We start from the raw sequence: 26,991 nt of genomic DNA on the forward strand, positions 1-26,991 counted from the left end.
ATACAGTCTCCGCTGACCTATTTCCTATGCGGTCAAGCCAATGCCCTCAGGGCATGGTCTTCGAGCCCGAAAGAACGCTGCCGCCCAGAATGCACAGGCGAGCTCGACGCGTCTCTGACATGAGCCGTCTTCTGGTTCCGGACGCGCTCCGCGGGTTCGCGATTGTCGCGATGCTCATCGCGCACGCGGCTCCTTTCGTGCCGAACGCACCGTGGGCGGTGCAATTCGTCACGGCGAACTTCAGTAGTGTCGCGTCGCCGCTCTTCGCTCTTGTCATGGGCATGTCGGCGGAGCTTGTGTGGAGACGCGGCGGCGCTGTGGGGGTGACGTTGCTGCAACAGACTCTGCGTGGCCTGTTCCTCATCGTCCTGGGTGTTTGGATGGCCACGTGGGGCTCCTGGCTGGCGGTCATCCTGAGCTATCTCGGGCTGCTGATCATCATCGGCGCGCCCCTTCTACTCCTGCGCAGCTCGGTCGTGATTGCCGCGACAGCGGTCCTTGTCCTGGCCAGTCAGCCATTGCTGAGCGTCGCACGCACCTGGATTTGGGTCTACACCGCGCCGCCGCCCGTGCGTGAGGTCACGACCTGGATGTTCCTGGGCCCTCAGTATCGGGTGGTCAACCTGTTGCCGGTGTTCCTCATCGGTGCCCTGTTGATCCGTCACGGCTTGAAACGCGATCGCTTGTTGTGGATCATGGCGGCTGTGGCGCTGTTGGCGTATCTTGCCTGGGGTTTCGGGCAGCGCTTCGGCACGGTGTTATCGGGGGACTACCTGGACTCTCTGAGGGATATTGGCTTGGTGTTCGCCGTCTACGTCTGCGTTGTGCTGGGGGCTACGGTGCGGCGGGAGCACGCAGAACGTTTTTGGGGTGCTGTCTTTGTTCCCTTGTGCGCCTGCGGTCAGGTGGCGTTGTCTCTGTACTTGCTGCACGGCAGTCTCATCGCATTTTGGAGTAACGCGTATGGCCGCCCTGCCGAGAACTTCTACTTGGGCTGGCTGGTGATCGTTCCGGGCATGATCGTGGTGGGTTGGTTGTGGTGGCGGTTCGTTGGAACTGGCCCAGTTGAATGGGTGATGGGCTGGCTCAGCGGACGTCCCAAGTCTTCCTCGCTTCGCCGGTAGAGCGGGTGCGTGGCTCTGGGGCTCGCAAGAAGACTTGATTGGTCGGGCTGGTACCATCCTGAGGTCATGGTCGTCCACGGTCGCGCTCACAAATGCGTTAGCCGAGCCGACGAGTTCCTGATAACGAAGATCATTACAGCCCTCGGGCTGGCGCTTCTTCTCGTTGTTGGAGCGTGGCCGGGCGGCCATCGTGATGCGACAGATGCGACTCCGTATCTGAGCACCACATCCTCGTCGTCACTAGGGACGCCTTCTGCTGGTCATTTTTCGGCGGGTTCGGGTGAAAGCGTTGTCGGCGCGACCGCGGAACAATTCCTGGCCGGGGATAGCGCGAACGACATCGTGATCGGCGTTGCCGGGTGCCTCTTGGGTATCATCTGCTGCTTCTTGGTGCTCATCGTCACGCGGAACTTCCGCCGTCACGTCCCCTCTTCTCACATTCGCGAACGTTTGCCGCGCGCACCATCACTGGCAGCTATGACGGGGCGCCTGTTCGCATTGCCTCCTTCTCTCACACAGCTTTCTCTGTCGCGGACCTGACTCCGGCGGCGCCATCTCTTCGATGGCGCTCCACTGGTCGTCCCCGTTCGTTGTGTGTGTCTGGAGTGTTATGAAATCTTCCGTGAAAGCGGTACTTGTCACCGTGTCTCTCGCCGTGGTGTTGCTGGTCGTCGCACTGGTCTTCGTCCTGATTAATCAGAATCAAGCTGCCGCACCCGAGACGGGGACCGCTGACGGTCCACAAGTCGTCCGTGAGAACTCGCACGTCCTCGATGACGGAGGAGAAGGGGCGGTGACGGTGGTCGAGTTCCTCGATTTCGAGTGCGAGGCCTGCGGTGCTTTCTATCCCCTCGTCGAGGATCTCCGCGGCAAGTTCGATGGCGAGATCACCTACGTGATCCGCTACTTCCCGCTGCCTGGTCACCTCAACTCAAAGAACGCCGCAATCGCTGCCGAAGCCGCAGCGCAGCAGGGACGGCTCGAAGACATGTATCACCGCCTGTTCGAGACGCAGTCTCAATGGGGTGAGGCTCAAGAGTCTCGTGCGGACCTGTTCCGGGGGTTTGCGGAGGAACTCGGATTGGACATGGCCGCGTTCGATGATGCGGTCGCTGATCCGGCGACAGCGGAACGGGTTCAATTCGATCTCGACGAGGGTGAGCAGCTCGGTGTCAGCAGTACCCCCTCGTTCTTCATCGATGGGGAGCCTGTCGTGCTGGAAACGTGGACCGATCTGGAGGACAGCATTGAAGCCGCCGTGAACGGTGCTGAATGATGGCGCGTTCGCTATCGCACCGTCGAGTCATCATCGTCGGTGCCGGGCACTCCGGATTGGCGACAGCCGCCGCGCTCAGGTCCTCTGGGCTTGAGCCACAGAAAGACTTCGTGATCATCGATTCTGCACCCCCCGGTCGACGAAGCTGGGCCACACGGTGGCAGTCGATGAAACTGCGCAGCGCGGCACGCCACAGTGTCGTCCGCGGGTTCCCTTTCCCGGGCGATGGAGACCGTCATCCGAGTGTGGATGAGATGTCCGATTACCTGTCTTCGGTGGAGAAAGCCCTCGGTGTGAAGACCGTGTGGGGCACTCGTGCTCTTGGAATCAACCGGTTGGGCGACGGATCCACGCTGCATCTGTCGACCTCCGCCGGGGAAGTGCAAACCCGAAATGTGGTCTGTGCAACGGGAGCTGCCGCGGTGCCGCGCATACCGGGCTGGCGCCCGGGATTGGCCGTACCCGGTGTTGTGCTGCATTCCAGCCAGTACCTCTACCCCGCCCAGATACCTCCCGGCCACGTGTTGATCGTTGGCGGCGGATTCAGCGGAGTGGAGATTGCTGAGGAGCTCGCGTCCTCCCACGACGTCACCCTCTCCACTCGAGCGGAACCCTCAGGGGTGTCGGAGCGGCCTATCTGGTCGAGGCTGCGACGTAAGGGTGCGCTCTCCGAGGCACGCCCCCGCGTAGCTTCGACAGACGTCACTCATGCCGTCGCCGTGACGGAGGTTCACGGAGACACCGTGATGTTCGCCGATGGGGCGTCCGTGAAGCCGCATTCCGTGATCCTTGCGACCGGGTACAGGCCGGCAGACGCATGGCTGCCCGATTCGGAGCCGCCCGGTCAGCCTTTGCACGTCAGTGCACGCATCCCGGGACTGTTCACTGTTGGCATGCCCCGTTACTCCCGGGCGGATGCGGACACCCTCGTTGGGGCGGGTCGTGATGCGGCGACCGTCGCCCGACTCATCGTTGGACGGCCGTAAGGAGCACCATGACAGAAGCAGGGCACAGTCACGGTATTGGTGACGCCACTCCTCGCAATCGCCTGGTCATCGCGTTCGCGATCACCTCTTCGGTCTTCATCGTCGAAGTGATCGGGGCGATTATCACAGGCAGCCTCGCACTGCTCGTTGATGCGGCGCACATGCTCACCGATGTCGTCGGGTTGGCGATGGCCGTCACCGCCGCGCATCTGATGAATCGTCCCCCGACTCCCAGGTACACCTTCGGTCTTCAACGCACGGAGGTGCTCGGTGCGCTCGCTCAAGCAGCTCTGCTGCTCGGGGTGGGTATCTTCGCGCTCGTGGAAGGCGTACGGCGGCTGTTCGAGCCCCCTGAGATCGCATCGGGAAGTCTGCTGTTCTTCGGCATCGTCGGTCTCGTCGCCAACATCGCCTCCATGCTCGTATTGTTCAGCGGCCGCGGACGCAACCTCAACATGCGCGCCGCGTTCCTCGAGGTCGTCAACGATGCCCTCGGTTCCGTCGGCGTCATCGCCAGCGCCATCCTCATCGCCGTTTTCGGTTGGTATCAGGCGGACGCCGTCGCGGGCGTCTTGATCGCGCTCCTCATCATCCCCCGCACCCTCATCCTGTTGCGAGCATCCGGCCGGGTATTGATGGAGTCCACACCTGCCGGCCTCGATCTCGAGGATGTCCGCCGCCACATCCTTGCCCTGCCGCACGTGGTCGCTGTGCACGACCTCCACGCGACCCAGGTCTCGACCGACCTCCCCACGCTCACCGCCCATGTCGTGGTCGATGACACCGTCACGATGGAAGCTTCCGCCGCACTGCTGACATCACTTCAGCAATGCGTCAGCGAACATTTCGCCGTGAGCATCGAACACTCCACCTTTCAGATCGAACCCGAATCCCACCCCGGAGAGCACGACACCCATGCATAAACGCCTCTCGGCACGCACCGCTGCCGTCCTCACCACCCTGTTGTTGTCGGCATCCGTCGTCCTTGGGACTGCATCTCCGGCGGCCGCTCACGACGACTTCGTTTCGTCGTACCCCACCGCCGACTCGACCATCAACGGCTCCCCCGACGAGATCTCTTTGATGTTCACCGGGGCCCTCACCGGTGGTGACGATGCAACGGTCGTCGAGGTTATCGATGAAAGCGGAGCAAACGTCGCCGTCGACCCGCCAACGGTGAGCGGTGACTCGATCACTCAACACCTCTCCCCCGACGCCGCAACCGGCATCTTCACCGTCCGCTGGAAGACCGTCTCCGCCGACGGACACCCGATCAACGGGGAGTATGTGTACACCGTCACGCCCGCGACGGACACGGAACCCAGCACTCCGACCACAAGCCCCACCCCTGAAACCTCCCCAACGGAGGAGCCGGAACCGGCCCGACCCGCGCAAACATACGGTGGCACGGCATCCGGTGGCGGTGCTTTCGAACTGCTCCCCCTGTTCTTCCTCTCGGGTCTGGCACTGATTCTGGGGATCGGCGTTGTGGGAGTGGTTATGGCCGGGCGCCAGCGTCACCAGCGCGACCGCGCACAGGCCGCCAAGGATGCTGCAGCTAAGGAGAAAGACGCCGATGCGTGATCGAGTCCGCCGGTCGGCCGTGATGCTCATCGTCGCCGCCATCGTCATCCTGATCGATCAAGGCACCAAGACTCTTGCTCTGAACACGTTGCGGCAGGATGCGCGTATACCGCTGATCGGTGACTGGCTCGGTCTTCAACTGGCCTTCAACCCCGGGGCGATCTTCTCGCTCGGGGAAGGCTCCACATGGGTCATCACCGTCATCGGGGTCGCTGTCACCGCGGTCCTCATCGTTGCCGCCACCCGAGCCCGGAACGTGTGGTCGGCGGTTGGTTTCGGTTTCATCGTGGGCGGTGCGATCGGGAACCTCATCGATCGCTTATTCTCGCCGCCCGCGTTCGGGATCGGGCACGTCACCGATTTCCTCGCCTACGGGAACCTGTTCATCGGCAACCTCGCCGATATCGCTCTCGGCATCGGTGCCGTGTTCCTCATCGTCGCGGGTCTGCGCACGAGCCGTCGCCGGCCAGACCCCACGTCCCGCCCCGACGACCCTGTACCCGCCGAAGAAACGGTTCACCCATGAGTCCCAAAGAACGCGTCCCCTCCACTTACCAGCGGAACGCCCTGGCCCCCAGCCTCGTCGCCGCCGCGATCCTGTTTCTGGCCCCGGCGCTCTTCCAGGCGAATTGGGCGCCGCTCGTCCTCTTCATTGCCTCAATTTTCGGGCTGATCGTCGCGTGGTTTGCGCTCCAGGCACGCCACTGGTGGTGGATCCCGGTCTTCCTCGCCATTGCCGTGCTCTGGAATCCGGTGATGCCCTTCCCCTTCTCCGGTGTCGTGTGGACCACAGCACAACCCATCGCGGCCGTGGTGTTCCTGGCAGCGGGGGCGACGATCAAGGTGATCCGGAAGTGAACTGCGCGATCTTCTTGTCACGACCATGCGTATGAGCGGCGAGATCCCCGACAGCCCCCCATCTCTGCAGGCGTTCCTCGCACCGGCCGACATTCCGCTTCCAGTGCTACCGATCGTTGCGGGGATCCTCGCTGCGCTGTATCTCGTCGGCGCGATCCGGTTGTGGACGCACGGGCGTCGTTGGCCCGTGTGGCGCACGGTCAGCTTCCTGCTCGGGTGCGTTCTCCTCGCGGCGGTCACCGGTCTGGGTGTTGAAACCTACGGCCAGGCGCTGGTGTCCGTTTTCATGTTCCAGCAGCTCACTCTGATGATGATGGTGCCGCCGCTACTGGTCCTCGGCTCACCCGGAACCCTTCTTCTGCGATCAACACCGCACCATGGGGCGGGACGGGTAGTCCTCACAGCGGCCCACAGTGCTCTTCGAAGCCCGGCCGCGAAATGGATACTCAGCCCGTGGGCCACTGTCCCGCTGTACCTGTTCGCGTTCTACGGCATCTACCTTGCGGGTGCTGCCGATGCCATCCTCGCTCTCCCCGGGGGCCACGTCGCACTCGAGGTCGGATTCCTCCTCGCCGGCATGCTCTTCACCATCCCCATCCTGTCCTCCGATCCGCTGCCGGTCAGGTTGGGTCATGGTGCCCGTGCACTGGACGTGTTTGCTGAAGCCGCGCTCCACGCGTTCTTCGGGGTGTTCCTCATGATGGCCAGCACGATCCTGGTCGGCTCATTCGTCGCCCCCACCAAAGCACTGGGCATCGATCCCCTCGCCGATCAGCAGCTAGCCGGCGCTCTGGCATGGTCCTACGGTGAAGCCCCGACCGTGCTGATGTTGATCTACGTGATGCATCGCTGGTTCCGCAGCGACACCGCCCGGGCTGCCGCGGCCGACCGGTACGCCGACGTGCACGGGAACACCGACCTCGACATGTACAACGCCTACCTCAAAAAACTGAGCTCTCATGACCGTGACCGCTGACCCATTGGTGAGACACGCCCTCTCCGTTCGACCACGGCGCGGGAACCCCCGAGCGCACGATGCGCGCCTACCAGCTGGGGTGCCGTTTCCCGTAGCGATCGTCGCGTCCGCCATCGCAGGAGGCATGCTGGATCTCGCCTACCCCGCAAACGGGTGGTGGCCCGCAACGTTCGTGAGCGTAACCATCGGGCTGTGGACGCTCCGCGGACGCTCTCTACCCGGGGCGTTCCTGATCTCCCTCGTCTACGGCGCGACCTTCTACTTCACCCACCTGGTATGGGTGACCCGGTTTCTGGGACCCATCCCATGGGTCGCGCTGGCTGGCTTGGAATCCCTGCTGTTCGGTGCCGGCGGTGCGCTGATCGCACTCGCCTATCGGGTCACCACCACCCGCGCGGGATACGCGTATCGTGCGATCACTCCCATGCTCGTCGCCGGGGTATGGATGCTGCGAGAAACACTGATGGGGAGTACGCCGTACACCGGGTTCCCATGGGCGCGCGTCGGTTTCAGCCTCGCCGAGAGCCCGCTCGCGGAAGCCGCTTCATGGGTGGGAACCACGGGGCTGTCCTTCCTGACCGTTCTCGTCTGCGCGAGCGTCGTGGAAGCCCTCATCCTCCGCCGATGGGAGCCAGCAGCAACGGCCGTGGTCATCGTCGTTGCCGCGATAGCCATCCCTCTGTTCCCCACCGAGCAAGCGGGAATGATGCGCGTCGGATGGGTACAGGGCAACGGACCCAGCGGCTACTTCGACACCAGGACACCAGGCGACATCCTGCGCGCACAGGAAGAAGCGACATCTCCTCTCCTGGGGCGTGAAATGGACCTTCTCGTCTGGCCAGAAGGGGCCGTCGACGCCGATCCCCTGCGCGATGCCGCCGTCGCAGACCGCCTTGATCGACTCGTGCAGAGTGCCGGCACTCCGGCACTGGTGAATGCGGCAACCACCCGCGGAGCCGACACGTTCAACACCTCCATGCTGTGGACCAGCGCCGGGCCGCAGCAGCTCCACGACAAGGTCAACCCCGTCCCTTTCGGCGAATACGTCCCGGACCGTTGGTTCTACGAAGCCATCGCCCCCGACCTCATCGGATTGATACAACGCGAGTACACGCCCGGCTCCAACACACCCCTCATGAACGTTGACGATGTGCCCATCGGTCTGGCGATCTGTTTCGACGTCATCTACGACGACGTCATCCACCAAAGCGCTGCCTCTGGCGCGCAAATGTTCGTGTTTCAAACCAACAACGCGGACTTCAGAGGCACCGACGAGAACCTCCAACAGCTGGCCATCGCCCGCATGCGCGCGCTCGAAACAGGGAGAACTGCGGTGAACGTCTCCACCACCGGGACCAGTCAAGTCATCGGCCGCGATGGAAAGGTGCTGGCGCAGGTTGCGGTGGACACGACCGCGGCGAAGATCACCGAGGTCCCCCTCCGCACCGGCACGACTCTCGCTGTCGTGCTGATGCCGTGGCTCGACTGGATGCTCAGTATCGGAACGGTACTAGCGCTGCTCGTCATGTCGATCCGACCGCGACGGACTCGTGCTGACTCCCAGGAAGACGGATGGATGACGTTGTGAAGCTCAAGATTCTGACCTCTGTCGCGGCGCTGTGCGCACTGCTTGTGCTCACCAGCTGCGCACCCACCATCCACCTCGAGCCCGCAGCAAACGCGAACGACCCGCTGTGCGCAGAGGTCACCGTACGACTACCGGACTCAATTGGCGACCAGGCTCGCGTCTGGACGGACGCTCAGGCCACCGCAGCATGGGGTACCCCCAGCAGCGTGCTCCTCACCTGCGGGTTGGAGCCCCCGGCCCCCACCACCCTGCAATGTGTCAGCTTGGGTGGCGTCGATTGGATCGTCGACGAGGAGGAGACCCCGAATCTGCGGCTCACAACCTACGGCCGAGAGCCAGCTGCCCAGGTGTACGTGGACACCACCACCCTGTCGGCGGACGCGGTTCTCGAATCTCTTGCCGGGGCGATCCAGCAGCTCACCAAGACCGGTGAATGCACGGCGCCTGTGACAGAAGACCCGGACGCTCCTGGCACTGAGACAGGGGATACCACTCCATGAATGCCGTTGTTCTCCGGATCGCTGGACCGACGCTCCTCGTTGCCGCCGCACTCATCGCTGTGGTCGTCGGGCTCGCGATCGGTGGAGGAGCTGCACCAAGACTCACCAGTGACCCTGGAGCGCTCGTGCGATGGGGACTCCCGGCCGCGAAACTGTTCGTCAATCTCTCCGGTGCGGCGATGCTCGGGCCCCTGGTACTGGCGGTGTTCGCTCTCCCCTCGGCAGGGAAGCCCTTCACCGTCGCGCTCGATATAGCCTCCGCCGGCGCCGCGACCCTCACCATCACAAGCGGGGTGGTGGCTTACCTCACCTTCCTGTCCTCATTCAATCCGCAAGTGAACCTGAGCGCTGAGTTCGGCGCGCAGCTGGGCCGCTTCCTCCTCGACACCGAACTGGGACGATCATGGCTTATCACCGCGATCCTCGCCTCGGTCGTGACAGTCCTCGCATTCGCTGTGCGCAGCTATGGTGCGGTGCTGATCACAACCATGCTTGCGATCATCAGCCTGATACCCATGGCCACCCAAGGTCATTCGGGTGAGCTCGCCAACCACGATCCCGCGGTCATGTCCCTCGTCCTGCACGTCATTTCAGCAGCGATATGGCTCGGAGGTCTCATCCTGCTCGTCGTCGTGCGACCGATCAGCTCTCCGCACGAACTCGACAACGTGCTTCGCCGGTACTCGACGGTGGCGCTCATCGCGTTCATCGGTGTCGCCGTCTCGGGATACGCGCGGGCGCTCACTGCCCTCGGCCGGTGGGAGGATTTGGCCTCACCGTACGGCCTCATCCTTCTCACAAAGATCGGCGCTCTTCTGGTCATGGGCGTCCTGGGTGCCGCCTACCGCCGTCGACTCCTCGCAAATGCCAGCGAGGGCCGTGGCGCCTTCTGGATGATCGTGAGCGTCGAACTCGGTTTCATGGGTATCGCGAGCGGTGCGGCCGCCGCCCTCGCCCGCACCGCCGCCCCCGCCGATACGATCACACTGCCGCAGAACACCGCCGCGGAGATCCTCACCGACGCACCCGTCCCGATCGCACTCACCCTGCAGAGATGGTTCACGGCGTGGAGCCCCGACCTCCTCTGGGTGCTCGTCGCGGGTTTCGGAATCGTCTTCTACCTCGTCGGCGTCCAACGCGCACGGCGCCGCGGGTATCCGTGGCCAGCCAGGCGGACGGTCAGCTGGATTGCGGGGATGGGTGCGCTTCTGTGGACAACCAGTGGCCCGCTCGCCGCCTACGACGACTCGCTCATCAGTATGCGATTCCTCTCCTTCGCTCTCCTCAGCCTCGCGATCCCCTTGCTCCTTGTCTTCGCGGCGCCGATCACCCTCGCAGCCTTGGTCATCCATCCACGGGACGATGGAAGCCGAGGACCGCGGGAATGGCTTCTCTGGGCCGCCCACAGCCCGCTGGCCAGATTTACTCTGCGCCCCGTCGTCGCCGCGGCTCTTTTCGCCACGTCGCTGTGGTTGTTCCACTACTCCGACCTGTTCCGCTGGTCGCTCTACGACCAGCTCGGAGCGGAATGGATGATCAGCCAGCTCCTCGTCACCGGGTGCCTTTTCATACGATCGCTTTCCCTGAACGCGTCCACAACCCCCGAGGGGCGGTGGCGTGTGGCCTCACTCACTGCGCTCACAGGCGTGGCAGCGTTCTTCGGCATCGCCACGATCACTCGCTCCGACCTCATCGTCGCGGAATGGTTTGGCGCCATGGGGCGGACATGGGGACCCACCCCCCTCCAGGACCAGGCCCTCGCCGGAGCCGCCACCTTGGTGATCGCGGGAATGCTCGCAATCCTCACCGGCTTCTCCGTCCTCCACACGAAACGCAACAACCGACCTACCGACAGCACCCCCGTGCCCGCCGTACGAAAGGACCCGCACCTGTGACCTCCACCCACCGCACCCGCTGGCTCGCCAGCACACTTCTAGCTCTCATCACACTGGGAATCGTGGCCGCACCGGCCCCCGCAGCTCTCGCGCACGACAACCTCCTGGACACCGTGCCCGGGGCAGACGAAACCGTCACACAACTTGACGACGTCGCTCTCACGTTCAGCGGGGAACTCATTGACTTCAGCCAGGCCAGCTTCGCCCAAGTGCAAGGACCCGACGGCCTCTTCTACGAATCCAGCTGCTCCACCATCGACCGCAACATCCTCACCACCCCGGTCGCACTCGGAGAACCGGGCGTCTACACCGTGCTGTGGAACGCCGTCTCCAGCGACGGTCACCCCATCTCCGAGAGCTTCACGTTCACGTACGCTCCCACCAGCAGCGAGCCAGGGCTGGGATGGGACAAACCAGCATGCGGGAACGAACAATCACGGATCCAACCGGCAAAGGCGTCGCCCTCCACCGCGCCAACCACCGAACCGCCAGCAGCGGACACCCCTGCCCCGGTGGTATCTGCAGGCGAGAACGAGGTGGCTTCAATCGCGATCCCGCTCATCATCGCCGTTGCTGTCATCGGTGCCGCGGTGATCACCGCCACCGTTGTCGTACGGCAAGTGAAGAAGAAAAAACACAACCGGTCGAGCGCCGACGTCCACACGGACCCGAAAGAGTGAGCCTCGTGCCAGGACAGTCGAACTCAAGTTCGATGCGTCAAATATGGGCCACAGATCAGAGATCACGGGCGAGTCGGCGCGACTTCGGCCCCCACGAACGGACGATAGACCAGACAGCGGGCAACGCGAGCATGGCCAATCGGCGCGCCCATGGCAGCAGAATCCACGAAGCCGAACTCGAGGAGAGGGCACAGTGAACGAACGACGCGTCTCCGCGGCTGCTACGGAGGCGGCTGAAGAATGCGGGTGTGCACCCACGCCCGCCGAACGCGACTCATTCTGGAAGCTGAGTGTGACTCGACGTGGCGCTTTCGGACTCGGCGCCCTCGGCGTCGCTGCATTCGCTGCATTCGGTATCGGCTCCGGCGTCTCAGCGGCGTACGCTGCGTCCTACCCGAGCTGGGACGATGTCCAACGCGCCAAGAACAACGAAGCTGCCAAGGCCGCCGAGATCACCCGAATCGAAGGGCTGATCCAGTCCTTGACGCAGAAAGTCGCCGAGACCCAGGCTGCCGCCGATACAGCCTCCGACGAGTTCTACGCAGCACAACAGGAATACTTCGCTGCGATCACGGAAGCCGAGAGCCTGCAGGCGCAGGCCGACGAACAATCAGCGATGGCCGAAACCTCTGCGCGCAGGGCCGGTCAAGTTGCGGCACAGCTGTACCGCAACGGTGGAGACGACTCAGCACTGCAACTGTTCTTCTCCGGCTCCGCGGACAACGCCGATGAGCTCCTGTCCCGGCTGGGCACCATGGACAAGCTGCTCGAGTACAACCGGTCGGTCTACGATGACGCAATCTCGGCGCGCAACACCGCCCAATCGCTGACCGATCAGGCGAAGGTCGCCCGCGACGAACGAGACCGCCTGCAGCAGGTCGCGGAGCAGAAGATGATTGCCGCACAAGAAGCGGCCGACGCCGCACAGGCCGCGCTCGACGAGCAAGCCGCGAACCTCGAGACGATGCAGGCGCAGCTCGCCGCGCTGAAAGACACCACCACGCAGACGGTCGCCGGCTACCAGGCGGGTGTAGCCGCGCGCGAGGCCGAAGAGCGCGCCCGTCGCGAACGCGAAGCCGCCGAAGCGGCAGCCAACGGAGGCGGCAACGGTGGCGGCGGAGGCTCCGCCGGGAGCGGCGGTTGGGTTCGGCCCCACGGGGGCGGCCGAAGTTCAAGCTACGGCCCGCGGACCCCCATCTGTGGTTCGCAGGGCTGCTCCTCGAGCTACCACTACGGCGCCGACCTGGCCAACGGCTGCGGAGCGGCGATCTACGCCGCCAACTCCGGAACCGTGGACTACGCCGCCGCCAACGGCAACTACGGCAATTACGTCCGCATCCAACACGGCGGGGGCGTCAGCACCGGGTACGCCCACATCAAACCCGGTGGCATCGCCGTCAGCCGGGGGCAATGGGTCAATTCCGGCCAGGTCATCGCATACGCGGGTGACACCGGACGCTCCTTCGGGTGCCATCTGCATTTCGAGGTCTACATCAACGGTGGCTACACCAACCCCGTCCGGTTCATGGAAGACCGTGGCGTCTATATCTAAGGTTCCGACGCCGGATCACGAAGTGGCGCCGTCGACATGAACAGTTGGGTAGAGAAGGCTGCTCCAGTCGTCACTCCCGACATCCTTGCTAGGGATCTCAGAGCGGGAGGATGACGCTGCCCATCACCGCCGTCAGCCGCGACATGATGTCGGTCCACAGCCCTGTCACCATCAGGAGGCCGAGGACGATCAGGAGGATACCGCCGCAGACATTCAGCACCCGGATGTGACGACGGAGAAACTCGACCGTCTTCGCCGCCCAACCGAACCCCAGTGCGACCAGCAGGAACGGGATGCCGAGGCCAAGCGAATACGCGAGACCAAGGAAGCCAGCCCGGACAGGGTCGCCGGCGTTGAACGAAAGCGCGATGATCGCGGCAAGCGTCGGCCCCATACACGGCGCCCAGCCGATACCGAGTGCCACTCCGAGTAGCGGCGCCCCGACGACACCGGCCCGGGAGCCAACGTGAAAGCGGACCTCCCGCTGGGCGAAACTGAACAACCCGAGGAAGACGAGCCCCATCAGGATGACGACGACTCCGAGGATGCGCGTGACCAGGTCACCCCAGCGTAGGAAGAACACGCCGGCCGTCCCGCTCAGCGCAGTGATGAGAACAAAGACGACACTGAAGCCGAGGATGAACAGAAGCACGCCGACAACGAGCTGACGGCGCTCAGGCGCGACTGCGTTCGTCGCGTCACCCTTCGAGCGCGGCGCGACCGCTCCGCCGAGGAAGCCGAGGAAGCCGGGGACCAGCGGGAGCACGCAGGGCGACAGGAACGACACGAGGCCGGCGAGCATCGCGACGGGGACTGCGAGCCAGAGCGCACCGGACCCGATGATGGTGTCTGCGTTCACGGCGTCTCCGCTAGGGCGTCTTTGACGAGGGTCGAGAGGATCGAGGTGCCGTCGATGGGCCCGATGATGCGGGCGGCGACACGGCCCTGTCTGTCGAGCACGAGAGTGGTCGGTGTCGCCTGGATCGGCACAGCCTCGGAGAAAGCGAGTTTCGCCTCGGCCGTGTTCACGTCGATCAGGCTCGGGTAGGTGATGCCGAACTCGTCAGAGAAAGCCTGGGCAGTGTCAGCCTGGTCGCGGGTATTGATGCCGATGAAAGCCACATCCTCGCCGCCGTATTCCTGCCAGACGCTTTCAAGATCCTTCGCCTCGATGCGGCACGGCGCGCACCCGGCGTACCAGAAGTTCACCACCGTGACCTTGCCGGCGTTGTCCGCACTGTCGAAATCATCACCAGTTTCAGTAACGCCACTGAAGACCACGGGCTCGCTCCGCTCGGCCACCGGGACCTCGACAATAGCGCCGTTGCCGGCCACATACCCGGTGTTCTCACCCTTGAGGTAGGAATCGCTGACCGGATCCGGCGCACACCCGCTCAGACCGATGGCGAACACTGCGGCGAGCATGACTCCCGCCGCACCGCGAACGGTACTAAAACGTGGGTCTCGAGGCACATTCGCACCTTACGCAGATCCCCTATGCGTCCGCCGAACCGTGCCACCGCCCCACGAGATCGCTTGCCACTTTCGATGTTCGTCAGAGCAAGTTGATGCGTAGGCGACCTCGGCGTGGCTGACACACGGCGTCAATCCCGGACGACCGTGTGACAACATCCGCGAGAATCCGCCACCTTTCAGGAGAACAGCGACAGGTTTCGTGAGAATGCGACAGGTTTCGTGAGAATGCGACAGGTTTCATGAGAAACGACATGTCGAAATCTGCTGTCCGATCTCACGGGAGTTGTCATGAGATGAGACACAGATCCCGCGAATTTCCGGGACAGCTGCAGCTGGCACATAGAGCGATTTTGTCTCATGACACTTGTCAGAATTTCGACGACGGACATCTTCATCGGCCTCGCCTTTCGCCGGAAGCGCCGCGCGAATCAGCATGATCGGCCACTTTTACTCGCTCAAGAGGCGTGAGAACCAGCCACCCTGGCAGTATGGATCGGCCCGCAGGCGGCGGAGCATGCGCATCCGCCGCCCTCGGAGCGCGGCGGCCTAGGAAGCCGCCTCTGCTGCGATCGGAATGTCGATGTGCCCCCGAGCGACGACAACGTTGCGCTTGATGACGTAGCACTCCACGTAGTGGTTCCCTCGGAAGGAAGTCACTTCGCGGCGCTCGGTGCCGTGTGTTGGACGAATAATTTCACCGCGTATGTGATCCCGCCGCTCAGCCTCGGCTCCTCGGTTCAGCACCTTCCACCGCACCTCGTACGAGCCCGGCACGTCGGTGTTGTCGATCGCGAAGGCAAGTTGCTTCTTTGCTGGCAGTCGCGAGAACAGGTTGAGAAATGCGGTCAGCGAGGTAGGACGGAATCCGTCCTGGGTCACGGTGCAGCTGATCTCGACAGAGAAACGGATGTCTACGGGATGAGTGTCCTCAATGAACTCTTCTGTGTCGTTGAACGATCGGGCTGCAAGAGCCGTCTCTCCTCCACTCACTACTGCTGGGACGGACTTCCCGAATACCGCTCTCCACTTCTTGTATTCGTTCTTCTGACCAGCAGCGTTGACGGCCTCAGTGCAAAGCTCAGCGCCGGACGCAGCCTTCTTCTGGAAGTGCTTCTTGACTCGAACGCGCTGGCGGCTTCCGAGCGCCAGATAGAAATCGTGGTCCACCTGGTCCGCGAGGTACAGAAGGAAGTCGCGCATCATCTCGCCGTAGGTTTCGGATGCGCCCGAGCGATGTTCCGTCGTAGATGTCAGGAAATTGTAGGCGAGGGTGTCTACCAGCAGTCCACCCATCACGACTCCGTGCTTGTTCCGCCACGCTCGAGCGAGTTTGCACAGGCTTCGCAAGTTGCCGCTAGTCGACGTGTCTTCTTCGCTGATCGCCGAAATCTCATCGCGGGGCTTTGTCAGCTTCCATGAATCGCTGTAAGTGTCTGGGTAGTCGAACGACCCGTCGTCATTTTCGAACACGGGCTGCACCTCGAACGTGAAGTTCGAGAACTCCACCACGACGACGAGCCTGTCGACTCCGACCGTGGTGGTCGGGTACCGCTTCTGGATCGCGGCTCGCGTGCGCTGCAGCGCTTTGAGTGGCCCGCCTTCCTGCTCGTAGGTGTCGCGCAGACTCGCCGGCAGAACATACAGGAGATCGAGGTCGGATATGCCTTTGATCGCTGTCCAACGACCGTAGGAACCGACCATCAGCTTGTTCGCCGTGGAGCCGGTCAAACCTCGGAACTCGCTGTTCAGCGCTTTCGTGATTTCGTCCCGCCGGTCTGCGATGCTCTCAGCTGTGTTGACCTTCAGATTGGTTAGGAGACCATCGAAGATATCGCCGGTTTGTGATATCACTGCGCCCCATTCTCTCGGAGCGCCTGCGGCAGCATCACATCGATCTCCTCCGTGCTGAAGGTGAGATCCTCGTTGTCCTTCAGACCGGATTGAGCCATGGTGTACGCCCGTGGCGTCGTGCGCGGGGCATCCCTGAGCACTGCTTGAGCGGCCTTCTGTAGCTCGTCTCTTCTGTGCAGCGCTTGGCCGAGCGACACCGTTTCCGACTTCAGATCCACAATCAGCGACAGATAGGACTCCCGCAAATCCCAAAGCTGGGCCGCTGTATCGCGGTGCTGCTGCATCTCCTCGCCGTGCCGGAATGTCCGGTCGCCCAGGCTCGCCGCCGTAACCAGCACAGCGATGAATGAAGTAGCAAGCGATGCCCACTGCGGTTCCAGAAGCACCCCGAAGAGGGAGGCAAGGAACGTCCCTGACCCAACCGCTGTAAGGACGACCTTCCACCCTCGTTGCCTCCGCGAGGACATCGCGCAGATGTCAGCTTGCTTCTCATGCGTCTTCTGGGTGTATGCGATCCGCCCGTACAGCTCCCTCACCTGGTTGAGAAGCAACAAACGATTCGCCACTGACGGTTCTGCCGTTCGTTGTCGCATCTTTCCCCCAGCCTCCGACGGCAGCCCGCCGCATGTGAATGCTAGCGGCGACCACCGACATCACGAGCGGATCTCTCCGGATAGCTCATCCTCAATCCATTAGAGCCCCAGAAATGACGTCGGCGACGTTGGCGGAAGTCACAGGGCGCAGTCGCCGAGCTGGTGCGGGCACTTAGTCATGTGAGTTTCATGGCCCCTGCGCCGGCACCGACCGCCCTATTCTGGAAATTCACACCTCGAACTGCAAGGAAGCAGATGCACTCACACGACGACGACATCCGTATCGGCCCTGACGGCTCGCAGACGACGGTTCCTCGGAAGATCGTCGAGACGGATGAGACGCTCCGGAGCTCTCACAGCGGTGGCATATGTGTCCACTCCGGCGTCTTCACGATCGGTCCGAGTGCTTCACACAGTGGTTCACTGCAGGTCGAGCCTGGCGCCCAGGTCATCATCAGCGGTTCCCACACCGGCTCGCTCCATGTTGCAGGCGAGGCAACGGTCACAGTTCGGGGCAAGCAAAGTGGAAGCGTTCACGTTGCGAAGGGAGGACGAGTCATCGTCAAACGTGGCGGACGGCTGGCGGGGTCCCTTCACGTCTCGGGTGTCATCGAGAACATGGGTACGCGAGGCGGCTCGGAGCACATCGACGGCGGGGACGTTGTCGATCTGCTCGGCGGAACGGTGAAGCGGCCCACACGCACGATCGGCGGAGCAGCGGTCTACGAGTGGTGAAGAACATCAGGTTGAAACGGCGCGGTACCCCCTAACGGATGAGGTAAGAAATGGGTGAACCCATGCAGATCCAACGACTGATCGAACGTGTGATGCACGGCGAAATACGCGTTCCGGGGTTCCAGCGGAACTTCGTGTGGGATCCCGAGCGCGCCGCACTCTTGATGGACTCGATCTACAAGCAATATCCGTTCGGATCCGTGTTGCTCTGGCGAACTCGCACGGAGCTACGCACCGAAAAGGAGCTTGGAGGCTTTGCCTTACCAAACCCTGAGGCGGACTATCCGCTGGACTACGTCCTCGATGGGCAGCAGCGAATAACCAGCATCTTTGCAACTTTCCAGACCGCTCTGCCCGCAAAGGCGGAGGACCCCGCGGTCTGGCTTCCGATCTACTACGACTTCGAAGCGCAGGCCGATGCCCAAGACTCGAAGTTTGTCGCTCTCCCTTCCGCCGCAGTTGACCCAGAGCGCCACTTCGCACTGCGCACTTTCTTCGACCCGGTGAAGTTTGCTCTCGAACAGCGGCGCCTGGATGACGATCGATTGACAGAAATTGTCAACGCCCAGTCTCGGTTCGCGGGCACTCTTATCCCCGTCGAGACGTTCGTTGAAGAGAACAGAGCCAGCGTGGCTATCGTCTTTGAACGTGTGAACAGGCTCGGGATCAAGCTCGACACCTTCCAACTGCTGACAGCTTGGACCTGGAGTGAAGACTTCGATCTACAGGCAAAGTTCGAGGCACTCGCGGAGCGATTTGAAGAGTTCGGCTTTCAAGATGTCGGCACCGATAACGACCTGATGCTTCGGTGCGCGGCTGCCGTGCTTCGAGGTGACCCTTCTCCCACGGCGCTCATTGACGTCAACGGTGCTGAGGTGCGCGACAAGTTCGACTCGGTGTCGAAGGCGCTGGACGCGGCCATTGACTTTCTACGAAGCAACCTCCAAGTTCGGCACCTGAAGTTCTTGCCGTACTCGGCGTTGCTGATCCCGCTTGCTGCATATTTCTCTCAGCGGCAAGGCAAATCGGTTCCGGCCCACCACCGCGACGCCCTCGTACGTTGGTTTTGGCGCACGTCGTTTACACATCGGTACAGCGGCAACCCGTCGCGGAACGTGAAATCGGATGTTCAGCAGGCCGTCAAGCTCCGCCTAGACCAGCCACACACCCTGGACGACGTCACCTCGAGCATCGATCCCTCGTTCTACACGTCGCGCGGCTTCAACACGGGAACGGTTGCAACGAAGGCGTTCATCCTGCAGCTTGCCGCTCATCATCCCCGATCGCTATTGAGCGGTAACCAAATCGCCCTCGATAAGGTGCTCGCCGAGCCAAACCGCCGTGAGTATCATCACTGCTTCCCAAAGGCATACCTGGTTAGGCAGGGCGTCGATCTCAAGGGCGCTCGCATCGATTGCCTCGCAAACTTCGCGTTCCTAAGCAGATCCGAGAACCGTGAGATTTCCGATAAGGCTCCGTCCTCTTACCGAGGCTTGATGGGCAAGAACATCGGCCCGATCCTTCATTCACAACTGATACCAGAACAGCTGTTCACGGACGACTGGACTGAGTTCATCACGGAACGGACAGCGGATCTCATCCTTGATGCGCTCTCGCTGATGGAAACAGGAATCCCGCCGCTGCCAGGCGCGTGAGCTCGTCCATCACCGTTCGGGTTCTTGCATCCTGCGCCATGTCTCGACCCGTCACGTCCCGGTCCGTGGGCCTAGACGTTCGTACCCGAACTCCGCGATCGCGGGCGGTCGCGCCAGATTGGCGCTTAGCGCGAAAGCTCGACGCTAGGGGTCTTGGATTTTCGCCTCGCTTCTGACTTGGGCTGTGGTGCCCGATGATTCGAGGGCATGGACGAACACCGTTTCGGGTGAGATGGCGTCCGGATCCCGGTGGTAGCGCCCGATGATGTGGGATACCGTGCGTTCGTCCAGGAGGCCGAGACCGCTCAGGATCGCTTCCTCCGCGGCCGCCTCGTCCAATGGTTCGTACGTCATCTTGTGTTCGAAGTAGAAGTCATTGTAGATTCCCGGGTTCAGATGGAATCTTCCGGAGTTTTGCACGTACGTGTACAGGCGCTCCTGGTCACTCTCGAACGCAACCCAGACAGGCACGCCGTCAGGGTTCCTCACGAGGTAGAGATTCATGGGCATCGCCTCCCGCTTACATCTTGCGCCATCCGGGTGCGCGCGGGAGGTTGTCTGAGCAACGATTCGAATCGGATTGCGGTGTCCGTGAGCTGATTCATACGTAAGCGGTCAGTGGTGCGACGATGTCGATGGCACGCCCCAGTATGCGATTTCATGCCTCAGACGTCCTTCAATTCTTCGCGCGTCGAGCGCGGCAATCTTCGATTGGGTCGACACTCTAGCGTCCTCGGCGTGATCGCGAACTCGCTCGCCGTCGTTGCTCCTATCGTGAGCATCGCGCTCGGCGTATGGGTGACCAACCTGAACTCCGATGTCGCTCATCTCAACGCCACGATCAACGGGCTTCACCAAGATGTGGCGTCCGCCGAGGCGTTGCTCACTGATCGCGAGGAGATCATCGAGGACCTCCGCGCAGAGAACCGGGAACTCCTGGCTGCGCTCCCGCCGAGCATCCCGCCGGAGCAAGTGCCTGCTGCACGAAACATCGGCACCGTAACTTTGGCCGACGGCGGCGATTCGATAGATCTGAACTCCACGCTCCCCAACTTCGGGAACGGTGCTGATCGGATCCAGAAGGACACCCTCCAGTCCCGGGACGGAGTTCTGACCTCACTGTGGGATATCGATGTGCTCCTACTTCCCGAAGGAAAAGCCGCCTATGAGACTTGCGCCGTCGCCACCGGGTATGCCCCCACGAAAACGATCGAGCCTCATCGCCTGGATGGACGCGTCTGCATCCGCCTGCAGTCCGGGAACTATGCCCGCATTACAGTGAACACATTCGAGGAAGAGCGCGTCGAGCTCGCGATCACGACCTGGGATGCTCCGCTCTAAGCGTCCAACTCGCCGCACGATGACCACAAGGAGCCGACAGAGTGCCACCGTCAGCTCGGCAACCCCAACGCAAGCTTCTCGTGCTCGACGTCGACGGGACCATTTCTCGGATCTACCGAAACGAAGAGCGCGTTCTGCATGAAGACCAGCCGCAATGGCGTTCGTGGATGAGCGTTGATGATGACGTAGTCGATGCACTCCACAAACTCGTCGAGGGTTCTCAGATTGACGTGGCATGGCTGACAACGTGGCCTCACGATCAAGTCGCTTGGCTCATCCAGGGGCCTCTTCGCGGCAAGCTTTCAGGCCCCTACGTGCCCTGGCAGAACTGGCCGAAACAGGGCTGGCGACTGCAAAGCCTGATCTCCTACGTGCGCGACGTGAAGCCCTCCGCCGTCGCCTGGGCGGACGACCGTGCGCCAGAAGATGCCGCACGACGGCTCACGGCAATGACCGAGGTTCCCTCGTTCGTCGTGCGGCCGAACAAGCATGTGGGTCTCACGCTCGAAGACGTCGTCAGAATCGCCGCCGTCCTCGAGCGCACAGATCAGAACCGCTGAAGCTTCAGCTGGTTCTGACTGGTCTTTAGACCAGCTCGCTCACCAACTGCTCGATGCGCGCACGGATGTCGTCCCGGATCGGACGCACGGCATCGATGCCCTGGCCGGCCGGGTCGTCGAGCTTCCAGTCCTCGTAGCGCTTGCCAGGGAAGAACGGGCAGGCGTCGCCGCAACCCATCGTGATGACGACGTCGGATGCCTGCACGGCCTCGGTCGTCAGGATCTTGGGCTGCTCGGCGGTGATGTCGATCCCGAGCTCATTCATCGCTTCGACGGCAGTCGGGTTGATCTGGTCGGCGGGCATGGAGCCAGCGGAGCGTACTTCGATGCGGTCGCCGGCGATGTCGCGGAGGAAGCCTGCGGCCATCTGTGAGCGGCCGGCGTTGTGCACGCAGACGAAGAGGACGGAGGGCTTGGTGGTCGTGTCAGTCATGGTTGCTCCTGGTGCGAGGGGTTGGTCAAGAAAGAAGGTCGTCGACGAGCGCGCGCACGCGTCCGGCGATGTCGTCACGGATGGCTTCGACACCATCGCGCGACGCGAGGGCAGGGTCGCCGACTGCCCAGTCGTCGTAGCGGACGCCCGGGATGATCGGGCAGACATCTCCGCAGCCCATCGTGATGACGACATCTGCTGCGCGGACGGCATCATCGGTGAGAGGTTTCGGGAAGCGCTCGGCGGCAGCGTCTCCTTCGATCTCGGCGAGAATCGACCGGACGTGCGGGTGGATGACGTCGGCGGGGGCCGATCCTGCCGAGCGAGCCACGACCTTGCCGGCCGCCAGCTTGTTGACGAGCGCGGCGGCGAGCTGCGAACGCCCAGCGTTGGCCACGCAGACGAAGAGCACCTGGGGCACAGCGGAGTCGCGGTCGCGTGTGAGGTCGGCGAGTCGCTGACGTGCGAAGCGCTCGGTCAGTGGCACGAGTGCTGAGGTGACTCGTGCGGTGCGGGCGAGGGCCGTGTAGGACTCGCGAACGATGGTGAGCACGACGTTGGGGTCGAGCTCGGGGACTTCCGCTGCGAGCTCATCTGCGAGATGGGTCACCCGCGCATCGAAGTCGGGCCGTGGCTCATCGTGGCCGTCGGGAACACTCCACGGCGCGAGCGTCGCGGGCGCGAAGGATTCCAGCAGGGCCGTAACGGCGCTGCGCCGGTTCGGGTTGATCCGGTACCAGACCCAGGTTCCACGCCGCTCGGAGGTGAGGACATCGACGTCCTTCAGCACCTTCAGATGGTGAGAGACCGTCGGCTGGGCGACGTCGGCGAGCTCTGCGAGGTCGCAGACGCACGACTCCCCGCGAGGGTCGGACGCGATGGCGGACAGCATTCGAAGTCGGAGCGGATCCGACAGCGCCTTCAGAGTCGAGGCGACCGAGGTGGCCGCATCGACGCCTATGGCGTGGCTGGCGACGGGACTGCAGGTGTCGCCCTGGGTGGTCAGCACGGCGTTCATGTCTACATCCTTTCAGCGGTGAATGGATCGGTGTGGAACCAGCGTCGGGCCGCCCAGAGAGAGACATAGACGAGTCCGACGAGAACAGGGACTTCGATGAGCGGGCCGACGACCCCGGCGAGGGCCTGGCCGGAGGTCGCGCCGAAGGTGCCGATGGCGACGGCGATGGCGAGTTCGAAGTTGTTGCCGGCCGCCGTGAACGCAAGTGTCGACGAGCGGGCGTATCCGAGCCCCAGCACCTTGCCGGTGAAGAGGCCGATGAACCACATGATCCCGAAGTACGCCAGCAATGGGAGCGCGATCCGAGCGACGTCCCAGGGGCGGCTGGTGACCTGTTCGCCCTGAAGAGCGAACAACAGCACGATGGTGAAGAGGAGACCGTAGAGGGCCCAGGGGCCGATCTTCGGGAGGAAGCGGTCTTCGTACCAGTCGCGTCCCTTCGTGCGCTCCCCGATGAAGCGGGAGGCGAATCCGGCGACGAGGGGTATGCCGAGGAAGATCAGCACGTTCAGCGCGATCTGCCAGACCGAGATCTCCAGGCCCTGCGAGTCGAGCCCGAGCCAACCGGGCAGAACCGTCAGGTAGAACCAGCCGAGCAGCGAGAAGGCGAAGACCTGGAAGACCGAGTTGATGGCGACGAGCACTGCCGCGGCTTCTCGGTCGCCACAGGCGAGGTCGTTCCAGATCACGACCATGGCGATGCAGCGGGCGAGGCCGACGATAATGAGCCCGGTGCGATACTCGGGCAGGTCCGGGAGGAGCGCCCAGGCGAGAACGAACATGAGCGCCGGGCCGATGACCCAGTTGAGCACCAGGGAGGAGATGAGGAGCTTCTTGTCTCCGGTGACCGCGGCGACCTTGTCGTAGCGGACCTTCGCGAGAACCGGATACATCATCACCAGGAGGCCGAGGGCGATGGGGATCGAGATTCCACCGACCTCGAGGCTGGCCAGGAGGCCGGACACTCCTGGGATGAAGCGACCGATGACGATGCCGCCGACCATGGCCAGGCCGATCCAGAGCGGCAACCACCGGTCGAGGTTCGACAGGCGGCGCGTCGCCGGGGCGGCGATGGTGGGGATGTCGGCGGTTGTGGTGCTCATGCGAGGAGCGCCTCCATCTTCTCGGCGATGATGGGCTTCGGGTGGGCGCCGATGAGCATGTCGACGCGCGCGCCTGCCGTGTAGAAGCCGAGGGTAGGAATGGATGTGACACCGACAGCGGTCACCGTCTCGGGGTTCTGGTCGGCATCGAGCTTGACGATCTTCACTCGGCCGTCATACTCGGCGGCGAGCTGATCCAAGAGGGGCGCGACCTGCTTGCACGGCCCGCACCAGGTGGCCCAGATGTCAACGACGACGGGGATATCGGAGTCGATGACCTCGGCCTGGAAGGTGGCATCGGTGACAGTGATGGGCACGCTCATGCGAAGACCTCCTCGGTCTCGGTCGGTACTGGTGCGGACTCGTCAAGGGCAGCGAGGTAGTGCTGCGCGTCTTGTGCTGCGGCGCATCCGGTGCCTGCGGCGGTGATGGCCTGGCGGTAGGTGTGGTCGACGAGATCGCCGGCGGCGAAGACTCCCGCAAGGTTCGTGCGGGTGGAGGGGTGCTCCACGAGCACGTAGCCGTCGGCATCCGTGTCGACGAGGCCGGTGACGATCTCGGACCGCGGGTCATGGCCGATGGCGACAAACACTCCGGTGGCTGACAACTTCCGCTCGGCGCCGGTGACGGTATCGCGTAGTGTGACGGCTTCGACCTTCTCAGCGCCGACGAGGCCGGCTACCTCGCTGTTCCAGGCGACCTCGATCTTCGGGTGGTCGAGCACGCGTTGTGCCATGATCTTCGACGCGCGGAACTCTTCCCGGCGGTGCACGACGGTCACCTTCGAGGCGAAGCGGGTGAGGAACAGTGCCTCCTCCATCGCGGAGTCTCCGCCGCCGACGACGATGATCTCCTGATCACGGAAGAAGAAGCCGTCACATGTGGCGCACCAGGAGACGCCGTGGCCGGTGAGTCGATCCTCATCCGGCAGCCCGAGCTTGCGATAAGCGGAGCCCATGGTGAGGATGATGGCGCGGGCGAGGAAGGTCTCTCCAGCGCCGGTCTCGACCGTCTTGATAGGCCCGTCGAGGTCGACCCGGATGGCGTCGTCGAGGAGGATGCGGGCACCGAAGCGCTCGGCCTGAGCGCGCATCGACTCCATTAGTTCGGGTCCCTGCACGCCGTTGACGAAGCCGGGAAAGTTCTCGACCTCGGTGGTGGTCATCAGCGCGCCGCCCGCCGTCACGGAACCGGCGAGGACTGCGGGAGCGAGACCTGCACGCGCGGCGTAGACGGCCGCGGTGTATCCCGCAGGGCCAGACCCGATGATGACCAGCTCAACCTCTTGAATCGACATGTGTCTATATTGACATCCATCGATACCGATTGCAACTGCTCCTGGCGGAGTTCACCTGTTCGTCACCTGCCGGACGGATCATGCGGTTGAAGCAATCAAGATACCCAGCGAATCAGAGGACGACGAATGACCCAGCCCAAGACGGTTCTGTTCATTTGCAAGCACAATGCGGGGCGCTCACAACTGGGCGCTCATCTTCTCGGGCACGTCGGCGATGAGCGACTGGTGGCGAGGAGTGCGGGAATCAGCCCAGCGGAAAAGATCAACCCTGCCATCGCGGAATCACTGCACGAGCTCGGAATTGACACGTCAGCGGCCACGCCGCGGGCGGTGACAGTGGAAGATCTCGATGCGGCCGATGTCGTGGTCCTGATGAAGCCGGGCCTCCCGCTCCCGGGTGAGGTGCGTGGAGAGCTGGTCGAGTGGTCATTCCCGGATCCGTCGAACTGGGAGGCCGACGGCGTGCGAGAACTCCGCGACGCCATCGACGCGAAGGTGCGTGGTTTGGCGGCTCGGCTCGTCAGCTAAGTACTGAGGGGTGGGGCTCGGTTCGGGAGCCCCACCCCTCATGAGTTGCAATCAGCCGACGGTGACAGGCCGCGCGCCGATCTGCAGGGTCTGGGGGGCTGCGCAGCAGCTACCCGCGTTGTCGTCGAAGGTACCGGATCCACCGCACACACCGGTGTCAGGGAGAGCGAGTTCGTTACGGGCGGCTGCCTCGTGGTCGCCCACGAGGTGCGCTGCGACGCTCCGGACCTGCTCGAACCCAGTCAATGCGAGGAAGGTCGGGGCTCGCCCGTAGGACTTCACTCCGACGATGAAGAACCCTTGCTCCGGCTGCGCCAGCTCTCTCGCTCCGGTTGCCGACACCGATCCGCAGGAGTGGATGTTCGGGTCGATCTCGGAAGCGATGCCTGCGACCGCCTCGAGCGTGGGGTCGAGGTCGATCCTGAGCTCCCGCAGCATCCCGGTGTCAGGGCGGAAGCCCGTGAGCGCGATTACTCGCCCGACATTCGTCACCTCGCGCCCATCTTCGGCGACGACTGTCAGACCGTCGACGCCTCGCTGGAACTCGGCGACGCGGAACCCTGTCACCAGGTCGATGACCCCGTCGTCGATTACCTTGCGCGCGCGGGAGCCGAGCGCGGCGCGCTCTGGCAGCTCGTCCCCGATTCCGCCACCAAAGACGTTTGCGGCACTCCCTCTGCGCAGCAGCCAGGTCACACGCGTTCCCGGCGACCGGCGGGCCAACTCGCTCAGGCGCAGCACGGCATGCGTGGCCGAGTGTCCCGCTCCCACGACGACGACATGCGAACCGGCAAGTTCTGACACGTCGGAGGGGATGCGGTACGAGATCAGGTCGGACGCTGCGGTTTCGCCGAGGGCGGGGAATCCATCCGCCCCAGCGGGATTCGGGAGACCCCATGTGCCGCTGGCGTCGATGACGGCGCGGGCGAGGAGGCGGGACTCGTTACCCGCGGCGTCGACGGTGTGCACGACGAACGGCTGGCTCCGGCGCCCTGCGTCGACGACCTTGTCGCGGCCCTGGCGGGCGACCCCGGTGACGGTCGTCGCGTAGCGGATTCGCTCGCCCAAGGCGCCTGCGAGCGGCGCCAGGTACCCGCTCACCCACTCCGCCCCGGTCGGATACCCGGAGGCGGGTGCGCTCCATCCTGTGGGCTCGAGCAGGCGTCGCGCAGCTGCGTCCGTGAGCTCCGGCCATGCCGAGAACAACCGCACATGCCCCCACTCGGCGACTGCAGTGGCAGGGCCGTGCCCGCGCTCAACGACGAGGACGTTCTCGTCGCGTTCGACCAAATGCGCCGCTGCAGCGAGACCCTGCGGCCCTGCACCGATGACGACGACAGGAAGCTCAGACATCACATCTCCTCAAATCGAAATTCTTCAAT

General features: G+C 63.4%; 30 protein-coding genes. 19 read left to right on the forward strand and 11 right to left on the reverse strand.

All coding sequences use genetic code 11. The features are described 5' to 3' along the window. Positions 1 to 119: 119 nt before the first annotated feature. The 14 genes from DW306_RS05300 (at position 120) to DW306_RS05365 (ending at position 13,019) form a co-directional block, all read left to right on the forward strand. Positions 120 to 1,124 (forward strand): acyltransferase family protein, encoded by a 1,005-nt coding sequence (locus tag DW306_RS05300; RefSeq protein WP_058631452.1) that lies wholly within the window; start codon positions 120 to 122, stop codon positions 1,122 to 1,124. A gap of 66 nt (positions 1,125 to 1,190) precedes the next feature. Continuing rightward, on the forward strand, positions 1,191 to 1,664 hold the full coding sequence (locus tag DW306_RS05305; protein WP_153002304.1) for a hypothetical protein: 474 nt from the start codon (positions 1,191 to 1,193) through the stop codon (positions 1,662 to 1,664). Between the two features lie 70 nt (positions 1,665 to 1,734). Continuing rightward, complete coding sequence (locus tag DW306_RS05310; RefSeq protein WP_058631453.1) at positions 1,735 to 2,400, forward strand: thioredoxin domain-containing protein; 666 nt, start codon at positions 1,735 to 1,737, stop codon at positions 2,398 to 2,400. After that, a complete protein-coding gene (locus DW306_RS05315; RefSeq protein WP_058631588.1) occupies positions 2,400 to 3,386 on the forward strand; it encodes an NAD(P)-binding domain-containing protein in 987 nt (328 codons plus the stop codon). Before DW306_RS05310 ends, DW306_RS05315 begins: the two co-directional genes overlap by 1 nt. An 8-nt stretch (positions 3,387 to 3,394) precedes the next feature. Beyond that, complete coding sequence (locus tag DW306_RS05320; protein ID WP_058631454.1) at positions 3,395 to 4,309, forward strand: cation diffusion facilitator family transporter; 915 nt, start codon at positions 3,395 to 3,397, stop codon at positions 4,307 to 4,309. After that, on the forward strand, positions 4,302 to 4,970 hold the full coding sequence (locus DW306_RS05325) for a copper resistance protein CopC (RefSeq protein ID WP_058631455.1): 669 nt from the start codon (positions 4,302 to 4,304) through the stop codon (positions 4,968 to 4,970). The genes DW306_RS05320 and DW306_RS05325 overlap by 8 nt, the downstream gene beginning before the upstream one ends. Positions 4,971 to 4,989: 19 nt before the next feature. Continuing rightward, positions 4,990 to 5,496 carry a signal peptidase II gene (gene lspA / locus DW306_RS05330; RefSeq protein ID WP_327036725.1) on the forward strand — a complete coding sequence of 169 codons (507 nt, stop codon included), beginning with the start codon at positions 4,990 to 4,992 and terminating at the stop codon, positions 5,494 to 5,496. Next, positions 5,493 to 5,828, forward strand: coding sequence for a DUF6804 family protein (locus DW306_RS05335; RefSeq protein WP_045278974.1), 336 nt, complete (start codon positions 5,493 to 5,495; stop codon positions 5,826 to 5,828). Before lspA ends, DW306_RS05335 begins: the two co-directional genes overlap by 4 nt. A gap of 25 nt (positions 5,829 to 5,853) precedes the next feature. Next, positions 5,854 to 6,804, forward strand: coding sequence for a cytochrome c oxidase assembly protein (locus DW306_RS05340; protein ID WP_058631457.1), 951 nt, complete (start codon positions 5,854 to 5,856; stop codon positions 6,802 to 6,804). Between the two features lie 124 nt (positions 6,805 to 6,928). Next, complete coding sequence (lnt, locus tag DW306_RS05345; RefSeq protein ID WP_232762584.1) at positions 6,929 to 8,392, forward strand: apolipoprotein N-acyltransferase; 1,464 nt, start codon at positions 6,929 to 6,931, stop codon at positions 8,390 to 8,392. After that, on the forward strand, positions 8,377 to 8,892 hold the full coding sequence (locus DW306_RS05350) for a DUF3515 family protein (RefSeq protein ID WP_058631458.1): 516 nt from the start codon (positions 8,377 to 8,379) through the stop codon (positions 8,890 to 8,892). Before lnt ends, DW306_RS05350 begins: the two co-directional genes overlap by 16 nt. A gap of 125 nt (positions 8,893 to 9,017) precedes the next feature. Continuing rightward, entirely contained in the window at positions 9,018 to 10,787 is a 1,770-nt protein-coding gene (locus DW306_RS05355) for a cytochrome c oxidase assembly protein (protein ID WP_168429239.1), read from the forward strand. Then, positions 10,784 to 11,467 carry a copper resistance CopC family protein gene (locus DW306_RS05360; RefSeq protein WP_168429240.1) on the forward strand — a complete coding sequence of 228 codons (684 nt, stop codon included), beginning with the start codon at positions 10,784 to 10,786 and terminating at the stop codon, positions 11,465 to 11,467. The genes DW306_RS05355 and DW306_RS05360 overlap by 4 nt, the downstream gene beginning before the upstream one ends. 193 nt (positions 11,468 to 11,660) lie before the next feature. Then, on the forward strand, positions 11,661 to 13,019 hold the full coding sequence (locus DW306_RS05365) for a M23 family metallopeptidase (protein WP_058631461.1): 1,359 nt from the start codon (positions 11,661 to 11,663) through the stop codon (positions 13,017 to 13,019). 97 nt (positions 13,020 to 13,116) lie between these two features. Here the strand turns inward: DW306_RS05365 and DW306_RS05370 are convergent, their stop codons facing one another. The 4 genes from DW306_RS05370 to DW306_RS05385 all read right to left on the reverse strand — a co-directional run bounded on the left by DW306_RS05370 (position 13,117) and on the right by DW306_RS05385 (position 16,897). After that, positions 13,117 to 13,878 (reverse strand): cytochrome c biogenesis CcdA family protein, encoded by a 762-nt coding sequence (locus DW306_RS05370; protein ID WP_194239347.1) that lies wholly within the window; start codon positions 13,876 to 13,878, stop codon positions 13,117 to 13,119. Beyond that, the gene (locus DW306_RS05375) at positions 13,875 to 14,444 is read right to left on the reverse strand and encodes a TlpA disulfide reductase family protein (RefSeq protein ID WP_136054588.1); all 570 of its coding nucleotides are present in this window, start codon (positions 14,442 to 14,444) and stop codon (positions 13,875 to 13,877) included. Before DW306_RS05375 ends, DW306_RS05370 begins: the two co-directional genes overlap by 4 nt. 597 nt (positions 14,445 to 15,041) lie before the next feature. Further along, the gene (locus DW306_RS05380) at positions 15,042 to 16,346 is read right to left on the reverse strand and encodes a nucleotidyltransferase (RefSeq protein ID WP_136054589.1); all 1,305 of its coding nucleotides are present in this window, start codon (positions 16,344 to 16,346) and stop codon (positions 15,042 to 15,044) included. Beyond that, positions 16,343 to 16,897, reverse strand: a complete 555-nt coding sequence (locus tag DW306_RS05385; protein WP_205814101.1) for an SLATT domain-containing protein — start codon at positions 16,895 to 16,897, stop codon at positions 16,343 to 16,345. The genes DW306_RS05380 and DW306_RS05385 overlap by 4 nt, the downstream gene beginning before the upstream one ends. A gap of 297 nt (positions 16,898 to 17,194) precedes the next feature. Between DW306_RS05385 and DW306_RS05390 the strand changes: the two genes are divergently transcribed. Both DW306_RS05390 and DW306_RS05395 read left to right on the forward strand, forming a co-directional pair. Next, complete coding sequence (locus DW306_RS05390) at positions 17,195 to 17,674, forward strand: hypothetical protein (protein ID WP_136054591.1); 480 nt, start codon at positions 17,195 to 17,197, stop codon at positions 17,672 to 17,674. A 50-nt stretch (positions 17,675 to 17,724) separates the two neighbouring features. Next, the gene (locus DW306_RS05395) at positions 17,725 to 19,329 is read left to right on the forward strand and encodes a DUF262 domain-containing protein (protein WP_136054592.1); all 1,605 of its coding nucleotides are present in this window, start codon (positions 17,725 to 17,727) and stop codon (positions 19,327 to 19,329) included. Between the two features lie 144 nt (positions 19,330 to 19,473). On the opposite strand, the gene DW306_RS05400 is transcribed toward DW306_RS05395, so the two are convergent. Beyond that, positions 19,474 to 19,833, reverse strand: a complete 360-nt coding sequence (locus DW306_RS05400) for a hypothetical protein (RefSeq protein WP_136054593.1) — start codon at positions 19,831 to 19,833, stop codon at positions 19,474 to 19,476. 234 nt (positions 19,834 to 20,067) lie between these two features. On the opposite strand from DW306_RS05400, the gene DW306_RS05405 reads away from it, so the two are divergent. Further along, positions 20,068 to 20,670 carry a hypothetical protein gene (locus tag DW306_RS05405; protein ID WP_136054594.1) on the forward strand — a complete coding sequence of 201 codons (603 nt, stop codon included), beginning with the start codon at positions 20,068 to 20,070 and terminating at the stop codon, positions 20,668 to 20,670. Between the two features lie 80 nt (positions 20,671 to 20,750). After that, complete coding sequence (locus DW306_RS05410; protein ID WP_136054595.1) at positions 20,751 to 21,230, forward strand: HAD domain-containing protein; 480 nt, start codon at positions 20,751 to 20,753, stop codon at positions 21,228 to 21,230. Positions 21,231 to 21,255: 25 nt separating this feature from the next. Here DW306_RS05410 and DW306_RS05415 read toward each other — a convergent pair whose 3' ends face one another. Genes DW306_RS05415 through trxB form a run of 5 tightly spaced genes read right to left on the reverse strand, consistent with a single transcriptional unit; the run spans position 21,256 to position 25,081 of the window. Then, positions 21,256 to 21,663: an arsenate reductase ArsC gene (locus DW306_RS05415; protein WP_136054596.1), complete on the reverse strand. Its 408-nt coding sequence runs from the start codon at positions 21,661 to 21,663 to the stop codon at positions 21,256 to 21,258. Positions 21,664 to 21,688: 25 nt separating this feature from the next. Further along, entirely contained in the window at positions 21,689 to 22,681 is a 993-nt protein-coding gene (locus DW306_RS05420) for a metalloregulator ArsR/SmtB family transcription factor (protein WP_136054597.1), read from the reverse strand. A 2-nt stretch (positions 22,682 to 22,683) separates the two neighbouring features. Beyond that, the gene (arsB, locus tag DW306_RS05425; RefSeq protein WP_136054598.1) at positions 22,684 to 23,784 is read right to left on the reverse strand and encodes an ACR3 family arsenite efflux transporter; all 1,101 of its coding nucleotides are present in this window, start codon (positions 23,782 to 23,784) and stop codon (positions 22,684 to 22,686) included. Beyond that, complete coding sequence (trxA, locus tag DW306_RS05430) at positions 23,781 to 24,107, reverse strand: thioredoxin (protein WP_136054599.1); 327 nt, start codon at positions 24,105 to 24,107, stop codon at positions 23,781 to 23,783. Before trxA ends, arsB begins: the two co-directional genes overlap by 4 nt. Beyond that, on the reverse strand, positions 24,104 to 25,081 hold the full coding sequence (gene trxB, locus DW306_RS05435) for a thioredoxin-disulfide reductase (RefSeq protein WP_136054600.1): 978 nt from the start codon (positions 25,079 to 25,081) through the stop codon (positions 24,104 to 24,106). Before trxB ends, trxA begins: the two co-directional genes overlap by 4 nt. Positions 25,082 to 25,207: 126 nt before the next feature. Between trxB and DW306_RS05440 the strand changes: the two genes are divergently transcribed. Beyond that, the gene (locus tag DW306_RS05440; protein ID WP_136054601.1) at positions 25,208 to 25,609 is read left to right on the forward strand and encodes a low molecular weight phosphatase family protein; all 402 of its coding nucleotides are present in this window, start codon (positions 25,208 to 25,210) and stop codon (positions 25,607 to 25,609) included. 51 nt (positions 25,610 to 25,660) lie between these two features. Here the strand turns inward: DW306_RS05440 and DW306_RS05445 are convergent, their stop codons facing one another. Next, entirely contained in the window at positions 25,661 to 26,962 is a 1,302-nt protein-coding gene (locus tag DW306_RS05445) for an FAD-dependent oxidoreductase (RefSeq protein ID WP_136054602.1), read from the reverse strand. Between the last annotated feature and the right edge of the window lie 29 nt (positions 26,963 to 26,991).

Source organism: Microbacterium sp. K24 (assembly GCF_004794465.1).
In the GTDB taxonomy this organism is placed as follows: Bacteria; Actinomycetota; Actinomycetes; order Actinomycetales; family Microbacteriaceae; genus Microbacterium.